Here is a 16,807-nt window from a genome sequence, read left to right on the forward strand (position 1 = left end):
ATAAAATAAGAAAGGGCAGATTAATCTGCCCTTTATATACTAGTCTCAATCAAGATACGATTCGAATTATTTATTCGTATTCATCCCATGCTTTGATCTCAAGATCATCCACATTCACTTTGCAGAATGCTTGGATAAATGCCGATGCCAATCGAGAGTTTGTCAGCAATGGAATATTAAAGTCGATAGCTGCTCTACGAATCTTGTATCCATTATTCAACTCGCTGCTCGAAAAGTTCTTAGGTATGTTTACCACTAAGTCGATCTGTTTGTTTTGGATCATTTCCAAAGCACTCGGTTTTTGATCTTCCGATGGCCAGTATACCTGAGTAGCAGGTACTCCGTTATCTACCAAGAATTTCTGTGAGCCACCTGTTGCATAGATGTCGTATCCTTTTTCGTGAAGCAGTTGAGCTGCCTCTAACAATGCCACTTTCGATTTAGCAGGTCCTGTAGAGAAAAGCACCGTTTTCTTAGGTATACGGTATCCTACCGACAACATCGATTTAAGCATTGCATCGTGGAAGTTGTCTCCGATACATCCCACCTCACCCGTAGAAGCCATATCGACTCCCAAAACAGGGTCGGCTTTTTGCAGGCGAGAGAACGAGAATTGAGATGCTTTGATTCCGACATAATCCAAATCGAAAGCATTCTTGCTTGGTTTCTCAACCTTCATACCCAACATTACTTGAGTAGCCAGTTCGATAAAGTTAATCTTCAAGACTTTCGATACAAATGGGAATGAGCGTGAAGCTCTCAGATTACACTCGATAACCTTTATCTCGTTTTCTTTTGCAAGGAACTGAATATTGAAAGGTCCTGATATTTGCAGTGCATGAGCAATCTCACGAGCTACTTTTTTCACCCGGCGGATAGTTTCCACATACAAACGTTGTGCAGGGAACTGAATGGTAGCATCACCCGAGTGAACTCCGGCAAACTCTACGTGTTCAGAAATTGCATACATCACGATGTCTCCTTTGTCTGCTACCGCATCAAACTCAACCTCTTTTGCATTTTCGATAAATTCTGACACAACCACCGGATGTTTTTTCGACACCTCAGCAGCCAGTCCCAAGAAGTTTTCCAACTCCTGATCGTTAGAGCAAACATTCATCGCCGCACCCGAAAGGACATAAGACGGACGGATCAACACCGGATAACCTACTTCGTCTACGAATAGTTTGATATCATCCAGAGAAGTCAGCTCTTTCCAACGGGGTTGGTCTACTTTTATTCTATCCAACATGCTCGAGAACTTGTGACGATCCTCAGCATTATCGATACTTTTTGCAGTTGTACCCAAGATATTTACTTTAGCCTCATCCAAGCGGATAGCCAAGTTATTAGGTATCTGTCCTCCTACCGAAAGAATCACCCCGTGAGGATTTTCCAGTTCGATAATATCCATCACACGCTCGTATGTCAACTCATCGAAGTACAGGCGGTCACACATATCGTAGTCGGTAGAAACCGTCTCAGGGTTGTAGTTGATCATTACCGAGCGGTATCCTTCTTTGCGGACAGTTTGCAGGGCATTCACCGAACACCAGTCAAACTCTACCGAAGAACCGATACGGTATGCTCCCGAACCGAGAACGATAACCGATTTGTGATCACCCAAGTATTTCACATCATTCGTTCTGCCATTGTAAGTCAGATACAAATAATTGGTTTGTGCAGGATATTCCGCAGCCAATGTATCGATCTGTTTCACGACAGGAACTATTCCGTGTTGCTTTCTGATCGTACGGATGTCTCTTGCAGCATTGTCAACCAAGCTGGGTTCTTTACAAATTGTTTTTGCAATCTGAAAATCCGAGAATCCTTTTTGTTTCGAAGTACGAAGCAAATCTATGGGTAGCGATTGTATATCGTCGTATTTCTTCAATTCTTGCGAACATTTGAAGATAATATTCAATTTTTGCAAGAACCATTTATCAATTTTAGTCAGATCATGAATCTTGTCGATATCGTATCCTTTAGCAAATGCCTGATATATATAGAATATACGTTTATCGGTAGGATTACTCAATTCGTAATCGATATCGTCTACAGGAAGAGGCTTGTTTGCCGTAAATCCGTGCATACCGATATTCAACATACGAAGTCCTTTTTGTATCGCCTCTTCGAAGTTACGACCGATAGCCATAATCTCTCCGACAGACTTCATACTCGAACCGATTTCTTTAGATACTCCGTGGAATTTACCTAAATCCCAACGAGGTATTTTTACTACGATGTAGTCAAGAGCCGGCTCAAAGAATGCACTTGTTGATTTCGTCACCGAATTTTTCAGTTCGAATAGTCCGTAACCCAAACCTAATTTAGCAGCTACAAAAGCCAACGGATAACCTGTTGCTTTAGATGCCAAGGCAGATGAACGGCTCAAACGGGCATTCACTTCGATTACTCGATAATCTTCCGACTCAGGGTCGAATGCGTATTGTACATTACACTCCCCTACTATGCCGATATGTCTTACAATTCGGATAGCAATCTCGCGTAATTTATGAAATTCAGAATTTGTCAGCGTTTGAGAAGGAGCAACCACAATACTCTCACCGGTATGAATACCTAGCGGGTCGAAATTCTCCATGTTACAAACCGTCATACAGTTGTCGTACTTATCACGTACCACTTCGTATTCTATTTCTTTCCAGCCTTTTAGTGATCTTTCGACCAAAAGCTGTGAAGAATAGTTCAATGCTTTTTCAGCCAAAGTACGAAGCTCTTGTTCGTTGTTACAGAATCCCGAACCTAAACCTCCTAAAGCGTATGCTGCACGTACAATGATGGGATAACCTAATTCGGCTGCTGCTTTTACAGCATCTTCTATAGATCCAACCGCCATACTTTTGATGGTTTTCACATCTATCTGATCCAGCTTTTGAACGAACAACTCACGATCTTCGGTATCCATGATTGCCTGAACAGGCGTACCCAAAACTCTCAGGTTGTATTTATCAAGAATACCTTGTTCGAATAGTTGAACACCGCAATTCAATGCAGTTTGTCCACCAAAAGCAAGAAGTATTCCATCGGGTTTTTCCTTTTGTACTACCTTCTCCACAAAGTATGGAGTGATAGGCAGGAAATATATTTTATCTGCACTACCTTCCGAAGTTTGCACGGTAGCAATATTCGGATTGATGAGCACTGTCTCGATTCCTTCTTCTTTCAAAGCCTTCAAAGCCTGAGAACCCGAGTAGTCAAACTCTCCCGCTTCTCCGATCTTCAATGCTCCCGAACCGAGTACCAGAACTTTCTTTATATCTTTATCCATTGTATTATAAGTATTATAGATATTAATTACTGTTTTTTCATGTAGGGGTGAATAGTCATTCACCCTAAAAATCCATCGGGCAAATATTTATTTGCCCCTACATATCACAGTTTATCAAAAAACATATCGAATATGAAATCTGTATCAGTAGGACCGCTGGCAGCTTCGGGGTGAAACTGTGCAGAGAAGAATGGTTTCGTCTTGTGACGAATACCTTCATTCGTTCCATCATTTAGGTTCGTGAAGAGTGGTTCCCAATCCTCGCCCAGAGATGCGTTCGATACTGCAAATCCGTGATTTTGAGAAGTGATGAAACATCTTTCGCTGTTAGCCAATCGTACAGGTTGATTGTGACTACGGTGTCCATATTTTAATTTATAAACAGTAGCTCCACCCGCTTTCGACAATAATTGGTTACCCATGCAGATTCCACAGATAGGTTTACCTGTTTCCATTGCCTTGCGTATATTTTGAACTGTCACTTCACAAAAATCGGGATTACCCGGTCCGTTCGAAATAAACAATCCGTCAAATTCTATCTGATTAAAGTCATAATCCCAAGGCACACGTATCAGAGTAATATCTCTCTTCAACAGGCAGCGGATTATGTTATGTTTCACTCCACAGTCAACCAGAACCACTTTTTTATCCCCTGTTCCGTAAGTTATAACTTCCGCACAGCTTGCTTTCGCAACTTGATTTTCAATATTCGGGTCTAAAAAGTCAATTTCATTTTCGTCTCCAAAAACGATTTTACCTTTCATCGAACCTTTTTCTCTAAGAATCTTGGTTAACTCACGTGTATCTATACCATAAATTCCGGGTACATTATGCTCTTTAAGCCATTCACCCAAACTTTTCTTTGCATTCCAGTGAGAATACTCATGTGAGTAATCCGAAATAATCAGACCACTAATCTGGATTTTTTCCGACTCGAAAAAGTCCGAAATACCATTGGTAAAAGAATCCTCGGGAACTCCGTAATTACCAACTAGGGGAAATGTTACTGTGAGGATTTGTCCGATGTAAGAAGGGTCGGTAAGACTCTCCGGATAGCCAACCATAGCAGTACTAAATACTACTTCTCCGGCTGCCGCCTTCTCAGCACCAAAAGACCTTCCGTCAAAGATAGTCCCATCATCAAGAATCAATCGTACAGGTTTGTCTGTCTGCATTTTGCGATAGAATTATATATATTAAAAAATGAGTGTTTATGAGTTCACAGGTAGGTAAAAAAAAGGAACAAGAGTTACGAGAACCTGTTCCTTTTATAATACTTTATATATTTTCTTCGTTGTAATCATCTATAAATATCGTCTCAAATACCCTGTGAATATCTGAGTTACAAAAGTAATAAATAATATTGTAATATTAAAGTATATTTTGCTGATAAATGATTATAAATTTATATTAAAAAAATGCAGGCTGAAAATAACTCCAACCTGCATTCTTTTTGGATAAATATTTTATGTGCTTTTATTCTACATCTAAGTTCATTTCCAAACGCATCTCTTCTTTCACCTTCTCCCAATCGCCGGCTACATTCCAAGAGTGGTTCAGTGTATCTTTGTCTATAAAATCATTCATTGTCTTATAAGAATGTATAAGCTCATCATAATAAACCTCGTGAATACCTGTCTTAAAGAACTCTTCACGACTCATGTCAAAAATCATGTGATTATCTTTTACTATGGTATATTTATACATTAATGTAGTCATAGCTCGCGCAAACTCTTTCTGTTCTGGCGTATACACATCCATGGGAGCATTTATCGAATCTCCTCTAAATAATAGACTATCGGGGATAATAAGAATATTTTTGATACTATCCGGCCAATGCCATTCTTTATCTTGCGGTGTATTACTTATACTACTTCCCCTCAATCCATAAATAGAAAATACTCCTACAATTAATAAGATTGATAAACTAATTAGAATCTTTTTCATTATATAATTTTAAAATATTAATTGCCAATTTGCATAACCGCCGTTAGGATCTGATGGTTGAAAAAATATTTCAACCCACTCATTTGATGCCATAAGAGGTACATCAACTGTTACAGGCACAGCCAAGCCACCACTTCCAGTATTTATTTTTATAGTGTTTTGAGACTTTGTCTTACATATGTAATTTTGCCAAGCAACAGCTCCACCACCACAAGTAAACCGTACAGCTTTTGCTCCATTAGGACAGAAAAAAGCATCGCTAACCATTTGTTGATCTATAGAAGTCAATAGTCCTGAACTTCTTTCGCCTCTTTGTTTAGGCAACTGATTCTGATTTAGCTTTTCAACTTTTTTCGTAATCCTACCTTGAACTTCTTTTTGAAGAAAATTACTCATTTGTTTTTGTCTTGTTTTCATCTGCTTTAATTTTTATTTATATTTAACAATTGAACTATAGATACACCTTCGTAGCTATGTTTCATTACATAGATAATTTTAATAGAAAATAATGGTCGAAGTGAGTAACTTCTCCATCGTTAGTTTATTTATTGTATTTTTGTACTTTACAATTAAATACAATTAAAACAATATGATGAAGCCCCGTCTCGGTATGACTGCCCGCACAGGAGAAAAATGCCCCAAAAGTGGAGTATGGAAAGCCATGGGAGTTCCCGAAACTGTTACGTTATCAGTTTCAAGAGGAAACAGAATGCCTGCAAATGGCAATAAAAATGTAAGCTGGAAACTGATTATTATGTTCTGATATCTATCTTTCAATTCTTTTGAAGAGTATAGGTATAATTAATAATCAGACAATATCAAACCCAATGAAAATATCGAAAAAGAAAATTTTCGCACTCTCAAGTATCGTGTTACTACTTATAATAGTAGCATATACTTTTTTATCACCCTTAAACACAACAGATATGAGCATTTATAATTATACAGTAAAAGACTCCAAAGGAAACGATGTCTCGATGGAAGAATATAAAGGTAAAGTAGTATTGATTGTAAACACTGCCACCGAGTGCGGTTTTACACCTCAATACAAAGACTTACAGGATTTATACCTGAAATATAAAGACCAAGGATTCGAAATATTGGATTTCCCTTGTAATCAATTTGCAGGTCAGGCACCGGGAACAGACGAAGAATTGGCTTCGTTCTGTGAAATGAAATACAATACAACGTTTAAAACATTTGCCAAAATTGATGTCAATGGAGATAATGCAGACCCGTTGTTCAAGTTTCTGAAAGAAAACAGCAAAGGTTTTATTACAGAAGCTATCAAATGGAATTTCACCAAATTCCTAATCGATCGCAACGGAAAGGTAGTAAAACGTTATGCCCCAACAACCAACCCCTCAAAAATAGAGGGCGACATAGAGAAAGAATTACAGTAAACAAGGTCTGGAACCTTACTTAATGATAGAGAAACAGGAAAGTGATATACCCCGATAATTTTGAACAAAAAATAGGATTTGATAAAATCCGCAACTTAATTACGTCCAAATGCCTAAGTACGTTAGGCGAAGAAAAGACCGACGAAATGATTTTTTCGTCAGACTATAATACGATACAAAGTCAACTTTCGCAAACAGACGAATTTATACGCATCATTCAGGAAGAAGATAATTTTCCTGTCAACCATTTCTTCGATGTACGCCCCGCCCTTAAAAATATACGGGTAGAAGGTACTTGGTTAGAAGAAAGTGCAGTATTCGACCTTCGCCGATCGTTGCAAACCATCAGAGATATTGTCAGTTTTCTAAAAAAGGAAGACGAAGAAAATACGCCCTATCCTCATTTGCAAGAATTGGCAGGAGAAGTACTTATTTTCCCTCAACTTCTCACCCGAATAGATCATATATTGGATAAATACGGACGCATCAAAGACAATGCATCGCCCGAACTGAATCGTATTCGCAAAGAGATAACCCATGTATCGGGAGGTATTTCCAAAAGCCTGAATGCGATATTACGTGCCGCACAATCAGAAGGATTAGTCGAAAAAGACGTAAGCCCAACCATGCGTGACGGACGATTGGTAATACCCGTTGCACCTGCTTTCAAACGAAAATTGAAAGGTATTGTGCACGATGAGTCGGCATCAGGAAAGACCGTTTTCATAGAGCCTGCCGAAGTGGTAGAAGCCAATAACCGTGTACGCGAATTGGAAAGCGAAGAGCGTAGGGAAATTGTAAAAATCCTAATCGCTTTTACAGATGAAGTACGCCCTTTAGCACCCGACATCGTTCAATCATACGATTTTCTGGCTTGGATAGACTTTATCCGTGCTAAGGCTCGTTTTGCTTTGGACATTGAAGCAATAAGACCCACTGTAGAAAATAAACAACAGGTAGGATGGGATAAAGCAAAACATCCCCTACTCTATCTTTCGCACAAAAAACAGAATAAGTCTATTATTCCACTTGATATTTGGCTCGATAGCGAAAACCGTCTGCTTATTATATCAGGACCTAATGCAGGAGGTAAATCGGTCTGCCTAAAGACAGTCGGTTTACTGCAATATATGGTACAATGCGGATTATTGATTCCTCTGGCTGAAAGTTCGAAAGTAGGTATTTTCGACAAGATATTTATAGATATAGGTGACGAGCAATCGATAGAAAACGACTTGAGTACATACAGCTCGCATCTTACCAATATGAAAATGTTTGTACGTAATTGCGATTCAAAATCACTATTATTGATTGATGAATTTGGTGGAGGAACCGAGCCTCAAATCGGTGGAGCAATTGCCGAATCGTTGCTGAAACGTTTCAATGAAAAAGAATCGTTCGGTGTAATTACTACTCACTATCAGAACTTGAAACATTTTGCCAACGAACACCAAGGTGTTGTTAATGGTGCTATGCTCTATGATCGACATTTGATGCAACCCCTCTTTACATTATCAATTGGTAATCCTGGAAGTTCGTTTGCCATAGAAATCGCACGTAAAATAGGTTTGCCCGAGGATGTAATTGCCGAAGCTTCAGAAATTGTAGGTAGCGACTATATTAATATGGATAAATACCTGCAAGATATTGTTCGTGACAAGCGTTATTGGGAAACCAAACGCCAAAGTGTTCGCCTGAAAGAAAAACGCTTGGAGGAGATAACATCTCAATATGAAACAGACCTGACTGATGTAGGTAAACAACGCAAAGAGATTATTCGACAAGCAAAGGAGGAAGCTCAACGCTTACTTTCAGATGCTAATGCGAAAATTGAAAATACAATTCGCAGTATAAAAGAAGCTCAGGCCGAAAAAGAAAAAACAAAGGAAGTACGCCAAGGTCTTGCCGCATTCAAAGCAAAGCTGGAAGCTGAAGAAACTCAAGTTGATGATAAAATAAGCCGTAAAATCCAGAAGTTGCAGGAAAGGGAGAAAAGCAAAAAAGAAAAACCCAAAGCAACTAAAGAAGAAAAACTTCAAACTATTTCAGTTGGAGACAGTGTCCGCATGAAAGGGCAAATCTCAGCGGGGGAAGTCATGGAGATTCAAGGTAAAAATGCAGTTGTAGCTTTCGGTATGATAAAATCGACAGTCAAACTAGAAAGTCTTGAACGGGTTAGCAAGAATCAAATTAAACGAGAGGCTCAGAAAAGTACATTCGTCAGTTCTCAAACCAGCGATATGACGTACGATAAGAAGCTAAACTTCAAACAGGAAATAGACTTACGAGGAATGCGTGGTGATGAAGCCTTGCAAGCCGTTATGTATTTCATAGATGATGCTATCCAAATCGGAGCAGGGCGTGTCCGTATCCTCCATGGAACCGGTACAGGTGCTTTACGCCAGATTATACGTGATTATCTTCGAACTGTAAATGGGGTAAAGAATTATCAGGATGAGCATGTCCAGTTTGGAGGTGCAGGCATTACAATAGTTGACTTGGATTAACCATCCAAGTCTCTATTACTTAAATTTAATCCACGCCCAAATCGGATAATGGTCTGAATATTTAACATCACCCACCGTACAATTATAAGCTTGAAGATTAAGGCTGTGCATAATATAATCTATCCTGAAATAAAAGCCGTCTTCATGATACGTTATGCCGACTCCTCTTCCGGTATACTTAAAAGCATCCAGAAAATTGCCTTTTATCGTTTCATAAGCATATGATATCGGAGGCTCATTAAAATCACCACAAACAATCATTGCATCCGTTTTCTCCCTTTGTATCCGAATACAATCAGCTATAATATTCGCCTGAGTAGCCCGTGTTTTAAAAGCCGGATCTAAATGACTGCGTATGGTCTGAGTAACTGCATCCAACTTCTTTCGGTTTTTATCAACCACCAATTCTTTAAACAGAACCTTATCTTCGGCTGTAAGCCTGTTAGATTCCAAGTGATTATTCACAATAGTTAGAGACTTCTTTCCTATCTTTATCTCATACATTCCCGCCCCATTAAAAGCACTTTCAATAGGAATCCGTGCAACCTTTTCTATCGGAAATTTAGAATAGCAAGCTAAACCATACATACATGAGTTTATAGTATCCCCCAATCGGATAATAGTACGATAAGGATATTCTTCTAAAAAACCATCTAATTCTTCGAGTGATATTATCTTGTCTTTATCCTTTTTTTCTTCCACGGCAAATTCCTGCATACAGATAATATCTGCACCACTATTTGCCATATACGAAAATATAGGGTTATTACGAGCTTCGTCACCTGTCAGCCAGTCAAATCCTCTGACATTATAGGACATTATCTTAAAACTCTTCTCGGGAATATCTTTTGAGGGAGAATTTAATGGAATATATGTATTAATAGAGTTCCAGCAAAATAGAAGGATAACTAACTGAATTACAAAATATTTCCATTTCAGAAAAACAAGCCAAACAATAAAAAAACAGACATTAATAAAAAGCAGTATTGGAAAGCCTAATCCCAGATAAGATATAATTACAAAATCAAATGGAGATGTCACCGGAGCTAACGTAGAAAGAAGTAATAGTAATGCAACTAAAACATTTACGGTGAGGATCAGATACTTCAACCCCTTACTTACATTTATTACTAAATGTTTACCTTTAATACCCATACAAACCCTTCTTTTCTTTTCGGCAACGAAGATATACTTATCTATCGAAATCTGCTCTATCGTTTAAGACTCTTTAATAGAAAATATAACATCACAGACAAAAAGATTGTTTTAAGAGGGCTATAAACAATCTTGGGTTTACAGATTACACAAAGGCGTACATCAGTGTAGTCATAATACAAAAAGTTCCTTCTTTTTTTTAAGAAGGAACTCTGATTTATATCTATTTTTAATATTATACCAATCTCTTTCGAGGAACTCTATTCCTATAATTTACAATCTCCCTTTTGCCATCTTTATCGGCAACAATAGCAGAAGATCCTAAATTTTCGAGACGTTCTACCTCTGCCCAGCATTTCTGAGCCTCATCTTCATTCCCAAACTGTTCATGAATCAATGCTTTAACGTAGACTGCATCAACAAATTCATCAGACTCGCAATATATTTTATTTAGACATTCCAATGCAGTATCGTATTTCTCCAGTTCATACAAAGCTTCACCTTTGAAATATAGTCCTAAAGGATGATTCTCCTTTATTTCCAAAAAGATATTACTATAATGGAGCAACTCTTGAAATTTATTGTATTCGGACAAAACCCTCAACAAATACTTTAACGACATGGTATACAACCGGTCAGCTGCATCTAATTTCGTAAAGCTGACAATGGCTTTTTCGCATTCAGAACGATACTTATCAGGAGATTCAACATTTAACAGTGCAGCTAAGTAGTTTATTATTCCAATACTGAAACTGGAACTGGATGGGGAAATCTTTGCAAACCAAGCGAAAGCTTCTTCGTATTGTCCGGTATTTACGTAAGCACCAACAACATCAACCATTGCCTGATCATAGTTTGGTACAGAAGGTGATAGTTTTGCAAACCACTCGATAACCTGTTCATCTTCGCCTAAAGCAGATAAAGAGCTTAAAATATGGATTAGTGCCTCATCATAGTGCTTGTTGGACGAATTGACTTGCTTAAAATACTTAATGGCGTCGGGGTAATTGTCTCCTTCGAGACATTTTACCCCTTGCTCAAAATTTTCATTTGCCTTTTTAAAAAAATCAAAAAGTCCCATTAAAAAAAATTAGTTAGTGTGCTTGAGGAAACTCATTCGTATTAATAGAGTAAAATAACTTCAGTTTTCCATAAAGCAATCGAAAAAAACATCAATCATTTTTATAGGGAATGCTTTTCGACTCACAAATTTCTATGATCTGGCTTTTTACATTCTTCAGGTCATCGTACTTTAACCCACTGATATCCACAGTATATTGTTTACCATCAGTCTCTGACATTTTCAAATAACTCACGCCCAATGCTATTTCTCGAACACTAATCCATTCAGCCTTATATAACGATTTCTGATTCGGCATTTTAACATAAATACGGTTCGAATCCATTACAAAAATCGGACGAGCCGCCCATACCGTTACAGTCAGAATAAGAATAGCTCCAAGTACGATCAAAACCAATGCTGCAAAAAAGTCAAACGTAAACGCATTATTCAATGCCTGCATTACTGATTGATAAAGACCATATAAAACGGCATACCCTCCTATAGCAAAGCATAAGACCTTCTGACTTTTTGAGTCATTATAATTAATTACATATTCATTCATATAGTTTCGTTTTATGTTTATACCTAACAAAGGTAAAATTTTAACTGATATTATATATGTAAATGATTTTTAAAATAATCTTTGTTTTTTAAGCAACAGCAAGGCTAATATCCTAGCTAATCTAACAATATGAACAAAAATAAAAGCAATAAATAGTCTTAATACGGAAAATATTTTATTAATTTGTGTTATAAGAAAATTAAGAAGTGGAATACCGAACCTAATTACCCCCTATTATGAATGAGAATATTGATCCTGCATTGCCTCTAAACGAAGAAACAGAGAATAAACAAGAGCAAGCAGAAATAACTACTGAGCCACAAGTTGCAGAATCTAAATCTTTTACAAAAGAAGAGATTATAAAAAACTTGCAAGAATTATCAGCAAAAGCAGAGGTACCGACCCGTGCTGATGTAGATAATTTGAAACAATCGTTCTATAAATTAAAATCGGCAGAGAATGAAGCCTTGAAAGAACAATTTGTAGCCGATGGAGGTGATATTAATTCGTTTGTTATTCCAACCGATCCTATCGAGGAAGAATTCAAAACACTTCTTAATACTATCAAAGAGAAAAGAGCTAAAGCTTTGGCTGACGAAGAAAAAATAAAAGAAGACAATCTCGTAAAGAAAGAGAGAATCATCGAAGCCATTAAAAATCTGACAGAAAGCACAGACGATTTTAATAAATTATACAAAGAATTTAAAGACCTGCAACAACAATGGAATGAGATTAAACTTATTCCTGCAGCAAAGGTCAACGAAATATGGAAAGCATATCAGTTGCATTCCGAAAAATTCTATGATCTGATCAAGATCAATAATGAATTTAGAGACTACGACTTCAAAAAGAATCTGGAAATTAAAACCAGTATCTGCGAGGTTGTAGAAAAACTACAGGAAGAATCGGATGTAGTTTCGGCATTTCACCAATTACAAAATTTCCATCAACAATGGAGAGAAATCGGACCTGTAGCTAAAGAATTCAGAGATGAAATATGGGAGCGTTTCAAAGCTGCATCAACCGAAATCAACAAAAAACACCAAAGCCATTTCGAAGAACTTAAAGGGCAGGAAGAAACAAATTTAATTGAGAAAACGGCTATATGCGATACCTTAAAAGCTATCGACTATTCTCAACTTAAGAATTTCAAAGATTGGGATGAAAAAAGCCACGAAATAATTGCTCTTCAAGCTAAATGGAAAACGATAGGGTTTGTTCCTAAAAAAGTAAACAGCCAGATATTCGAACAATATCGAGCATTATGCGATACTTTCTTTGAGAAAAAAGCAGAATTCTTCAAACATCAAAAAGATGATATGGAAGAAAATCTGAATAAAAAGAGAGCACTTTGCGAGAAAGCCGAAGCATTGAAAGACAGTACTGATTGGAGAAAAACAACTGACGAACTTATCGCTATCCAAAAAGAATGGAAAACAATAGGTGCAGTACCTCGTAAGTATTCAGATGCAATCTGGAAACAATTTGTTACTGCTTGTGATTATTTCTTCGAACAAAAGAACAGCAACACATCTTCTCAAAAAGAAGAAGAGGTAGCAAACCTTGCAACGAAAAAAGAAATTATCGAGAAAATAAACGCTCTTTCAGAACAAACTGACTTAGCGGATCCAATGGCTACCTTACGTGAGCTGATGAACGAATGGCATCAAGTAGGCTTTGTTCCTTTCAAGGAAAAAGATAAAATTTACAAAGAGTACCAAACGGCACTTGATGTACAATTTGATCGCCTGAAAATGGATAAATCGGAACGCAGATTACAATCATTCAAATCGAATGTAGATGATATCGCTAAATCTGAAAGACCTAAAGGCCGACTATTCAGAGAGAGAGAAAAACTTATGCACCAATTCAATAAAGTAAAATCTGACTTGCAGACTTACGAAAACAACATGGGTTTTCTTTCCATCTCAAAAGGAGCAAGCGGCTTATTAAAAGATATGGAGCACAAAATTCAGGATCTGAAGAACGAGCTCGAACTTACTGCTCAGAAAATAGAAACTATTGATAACAATTTAAACTCTATTGATTAGTATTTAGAATCAAGCATATAAAGAAGGCAAATCAATTGATTTGCCTTCTTTGTTTTCTATAATATTAAATAAATTAGGAAGTACACACAAACATTATCTAGATTTGGATGTTATTATTTCAAATGAATTTAAATAATGGTCTTGGATTTTTCAATTTGATTTCAATAGAAATATATCAAAATATAACTTTTAATCGTTTTTATTAAGGTCACAGACCTTTTTATCACTTTGGAAAGTATAACAAATATAGATTGTTACAACTATAAAATATACCAATAAATTTTATTCTTTACTTATTTATAATAAAACTGAATTATGAGCAAAATAGCGATCGTTTACGGAACTTCAACCGGTGCAACCGAAGGTGTAGCATCTAAAATTGAAAAAGTATTAGGAAATGCGGATACTCAAATCTTCGATGTAGCCAGAGTAACTGTTGATCAATTGAAGCCTTTTGATTTTCTAATTTTAGGAGCATCAACTACAGGTTACGGTGACCTTCAGGATGATTGGGATTCTTTCCTTCCTAAATTCAAAGCATTTGATTTTACAGGAAAAAAAGTAGCTTTATTCGGACTTGGAGACAGCTCTTCTTATTCTGATACATTTGCAAATGGCATGGCTGTTATTTACGAAGCAATCAAAGATAATGCCGAAATAGTAGGAGCGGTATCAACTGAAGGATACACCTACGATGATTCGGAAGCTGTAGTTGACGGAAACTTTGTTGGTTTAGCTTTGGACGAAGATAATGAATTTGACCAAACAGATGCTCGTATTGCGGCATGGGTAAAAGACCTGAAACAATACATTTAAGTAAATACTATATATGACAACAAATAGCCCGACTCTAATCAAGTCGGGCTATTTTATTTTAAATTTAGAACTTCATACCTTCAAACTCAGACATTCCATGTCTCCAAATTTCGGGCACAGCCATTGCTTGGCTAGTTTTGGGATTATAAGCTACAACAACGGAATGACAACGACATTTGATTTCGCCTGTCAAAACATTCCTGACTTGCTGAAGAAAAACAACACTCTTGTTTCCTATCTTAGTAACTTTTGTATCTACAGCTACTTTCTCTTTATAAAATACAGGTGAAATAAAATCTACCTCAATACGAGCTATTACAATAATACCATCTGTCCAACTCACATAAGAAGTTCTGAGATTTTCAAGATAATCGATCTTTCCCAGATCAAAATAACTGAAATATATATTATTATTAATATGCCCCAATGCGTCTATATCATTAAAACGAATCTGTATGGGCAACGAACTTTTAAATGTATCTCTCGATACGTCTTCTTTAACTTCCATTTTTACTTACAATTGCACTTATCTGAATACAATGTCTTTTACAACGTTCAATCCGGCGTGTGTATTCAGATTTGTTATTAATTTTTCCTTACACATCATCAACTCCGAACGTAAAACGGACGATGTCAAACTAACATATAATATATTATTCCTTAAATATACATTGGTTGTGTATGAGGCAATAACGGGACCCAAGGTTTTCGCCCAGCCACTTATAACACGGCTTTCGGCCAGTTTTCGTTTAAAGAATTGATTTTCTTCAAAAAACTGTTTTAGAACTTCGCCTAAGCTTTCGGTATTTCGCTTCCTCATACTTTTACTTTAATTGAAGTACTCCTCCACCCTCTACCTGATAGAGACGGTAATCACTATTTAAACCTTTAAGTATCTCATCCAAATGATCCCTATTGGTATCTGTAATAAAAATCTGACCAAAATTATCTTCCGACACCAGCTTTACAATCTGTTCTACACGGGTTGAATCGAGTTTATCAAAAATATCATCCAATAATAATATAGGTGTAGTTGATCCTGCTTTTTTCAGGAAATCGAACTGAGCCAGCTTCATAGCCACCACATAGGTTTTATTTTGCCCCTGAGAACCAACTTTCTTGATCGAATAATCATCCATACGCATATCCAAATCATCGCGATGAACGCCTGCTGTTGTATATCCGAGAATTTTATCTCTCTTCCGTTTATGCTTCAGCAAATCAACCAGATTTCCCTCATCAAGTGGCGACTCATATTTTAATTCGACCGTTTCATTCGATTGACATATAAAATTATAATAATACTGAAACGTCGGTATAAATTGCTCTACAAAAGCCTTTCGCTTTGTATGTATAATCTGCCCTTCATAGGCAAGTTGTTCTTCCCAAAGCTCGTAAAGCGATTCATCGGCCTGCATATCCGATTTCAGTAATGCATTACGTTGCTGCAAAGCTTTATTATAGCGAATAAGAGCATGCAAATACTCTTTATCGAATTGTGACAACACAACATCCATAAACTTACGCCGTTCGTCGCTTCCTCCGGTGATTAGATCGGAATCCGAAGGCGAAACCATAACCAAAGGCAAGCAACCGATATGGTCGGACAATTTTTCGTATTCTTTCTTATTTCGCTTAAATTGCTTTTTTTGACGCCTGCGTAAACTGCAAAAGAACTCTTCTTCGTCACTACCTCCCAATAGGTAATAGCCTTGAATCAAAGCAAAATCGGCATCATGTTTTATGTTTTGGGAGTCAACCTGATTATTATGACTTTTACAGAACGAAAGATAATATACAGCGTCCAACAGATTGGTTTTACCCATTCCATTTTTGCCTATAAAACAGTTCAATTTGGGAGAGAAAGTCAACTCAGCCTGCTCTATATTCTTATAACCTAATATCGATATACGTTCTAAAATCATATAGATACAAAGATAATAAAAATAGAAAGAGCTTTAGTCGATATTATCATTCATCATTGTGCCGAAATAAGTAAAATAGCATAAGCGGT

Annotated in this window: 15 protein-coding genes; 5 read left to right on the forward strand and 10 right to left on the reverse strand. The window is 37.0% G+C overall.

All coding sequences use genetic code 11. The features are described from left to right. Positions 1 to 70: 70 nt before the first annotated feature. From carB to G7050_RS01750, 4 genes are all read right to left on the reverse strand, one after another. Positions 71 to 3,289 (reverse strand): carbamoyl-phosphate synthase (glutamine-hydrolyzing) large subunit, encoded by a 3,219-nt coding sequence (gene carB / locus G7050_RS01735; RefSeq protein ID WP_166110303.1) that lies wholly within the window; start codon positions 3,287 to 3,289, stop codon positions 71 to 73. Positions 3,290 to 3,393: 104 nt separating this feature from the next. Continuing rightward, positions 3,394 to 4,464, reverse strand: coding sequence for a glutamine-hydrolyzing carbamoyl-phosphate synthase small subunit (gene carA, locus G7050_RS01740; RefSeq protein ID WP_166110306.1), 1,071 nt, complete (start codon positions 4,462 to 4,464; stop codon positions 3,394 to 3,396). Positions 4,465 to 4,765: 301 nt separating this feature from the next. Next, a complete protein-coding gene (locus tag G7050_RS01745) occupies positions 4,766 to 5,236 on the reverse strand; it encodes a hypothetical protein (RefSeq protein WP_166110309.1) in 471 nt (156 codons plus the stop codon). A 9-nt stretch (positions 5,237 to 5,245) separates the two neighbouring features. Then, complete coding sequence (locus tag G7050_RS01750; RefSeq protein WP_166110312.1) at positions 5,246 to 5,653, reverse strand: hypothetical protein; 408 nt, start codon at positions 5,651 to 5,653, stop codon at positions 5,246 to 5,248. A gap of 172 nt (positions 5,654 to 5,825) precedes the next feature. Here G7050_RS01750 and G7050_RS01755 point away from each other — a divergent pair, with 172 nt between their 5' ends. The 3 genes from G7050_RS01755 (at position 5,826) to G7050_RS01765 (ending at position 9,146) form a co-directional block, all read left to right on the forward strand. Next, entirely contained in the window at positions 5,826 to 5,999 is a 174-nt protein-coding gene (locus G7050_RS01755) for a hypothetical protein (RefSeq protein ID WP_166110315.1), read from the forward strand. A gap of 163 nt (positions 6,000 to 6,162) precedes the next feature. Beyond that, on the forward strand, positions 6,163 to 6,639 hold the full coding sequence (locus tag G7050_RS01760) for a glutathione peroxidase (protein WP_166110318.1): 477 nt from the start codon (positions 6,163 to 6,165) through the stop codon (positions 6,637 to 6,639). Positions 6,640 to 6,680: 41 nt separating this feature from the next. Continuing rightward, the gene (locus G7050_RS01765; protein ID WP_166110321.1) at positions 6,681 to 9,146 is read left to right on the forward strand and encodes an endonuclease MutS2; all 2,466 of its coding nucleotides are present in this window, start codon (positions 6,681 to 6,683) and stop codon (positions 9,144 to 9,146) included. A gap of 15 nt (positions 9,147 to 9,161) precedes the next feature. Here G7050_RS01765 and G7050_RS01770 read toward each other — a convergent pair whose 3' ends face one another. The 3 genes from G7050_RS01770 to G7050_RS01780 form a co-directional block, all read right to left on the reverse strand. Further along, the gene (locus tag G7050_RS01770; RefSeq protein ID WP_166110324.1) at positions 9,162 to 10,301 is read right to left on the reverse strand and encodes an endonuclease/exonuclease/phosphatase family protein; all 1,140 of its coding nucleotides are present in this window, start codon (positions 10,299 to 10,301) and stop codon (positions 9,162 to 9,164) included. A gap of 235 nt (positions 10,302 to 10,536) precedes the next feature. Then, positions 10,537 to 11,382: a lipopolysaccharide assembly protein LapB gene (locus G7050_RS01775; protein ID WP_166110327.1), complete on the reverse strand. Its 846-nt coding sequence runs from the start codon at positions 11,380 to 11,382 to the stop codon at positions 10,537 to 10,539. Positions 11,383 to 11,473: 91 nt separating this feature from the next. Then, entirely contained in the window at positions 11,474 to 11,926 is a 453-nt protein-coding gene (locus G7050_RS01780) for a hypothetical protein (RefSeq protein ID WP_166110330.1), read from the reverse strand. A gap of 236 nt (positions 11,927 to 12,162) precedes the next feature. Between G7050_RS01780 and G7050_RS01785 the strand changes: the two genes are divergently transcribed. Further along, positions 12,163 to 13,977 carry a DUF349 domain-containing protein gene (locus G7050_RS01785; protein ID WP_166110332.1) on the forward strand — a complete coding sequence of 605 codons (1,815 nt, stop codon included), beginning with the start codon at positions 12,163 to 12,165 and terminating at the stop codon, positions 13,975 to 13,977. Between the two features lie 315 nt (positions 13,978 to 14,292). After that, positions 14,293 to 14,793, forward strand: a complete 501-nt coding sequence (locus G7050_RS01790; protein WP_166110335.1) for a flavodoxin — start codon at positions 14,293 to 14,295, stop codon at positions 14,791 to 14,793. A gap of 64 nt (positions 14,794 to 14,857) precedes the next feature. On the opposite strand, the gene G7050_RS01795 is transcribed toward G7050_RS01790, so the two are convergent. Genes G7050_RS01795 through G7050_RS01805 form a run of 3 tightly spaced genes read right to left on the reverse strand, consistent with a single transcriptional unit; the run spans position 14,858 to position 16,718 of the window. Beyond that, positions 14,858 to 15,301 (reverse strand): thioesterase family protein, encoded by a 444-nt coding sequence (locus G7050_RS01795; RefSeq protein ID WP_166110338.1) that lies wholly within the window; start codon positions 15,299 to 15,301, stop codon positions 14,858 to 14,860. A gap of 18 nt (positions 15,302 to 15,319) precedes the next feature. Then, positions 15,320 to 15,613: a DUF721 domain-containing protein gene (locus G7050_RS01800; RefSeq protein ID WP_166110341.1), complete on the reverse strand. Its 294-nt coding sequence runs from the start codon at positions 15,611 to 15,613 to the stop codon at positions 15,320 to 15,322. Between the two features lie 4 nt (positions 15,614 to 15,617). Next, positions 15,618 to 16,718, reverse strand: a complete 1,101-nt coding sequence (locus tag G7050_RS01805; protein WP_166110344.1) for a DNA replication/repair protein RecF — start codon at positions 16,716 to 16,718, stop codon at positions 15,618 to 15,620. Positions 16,719 to 16,807 lie beyond the last annotated feature (89 nt).

Origin of the sequence: Dysgonomonas sp. HDW5A (assembly GCF_011299555.1) — a bacterium.
GTDB lineage: Bacteria > Bacteroidota > Bacteroidia > Bacteroidales > Dysgonomonadaceae > Dysgonomonas_A.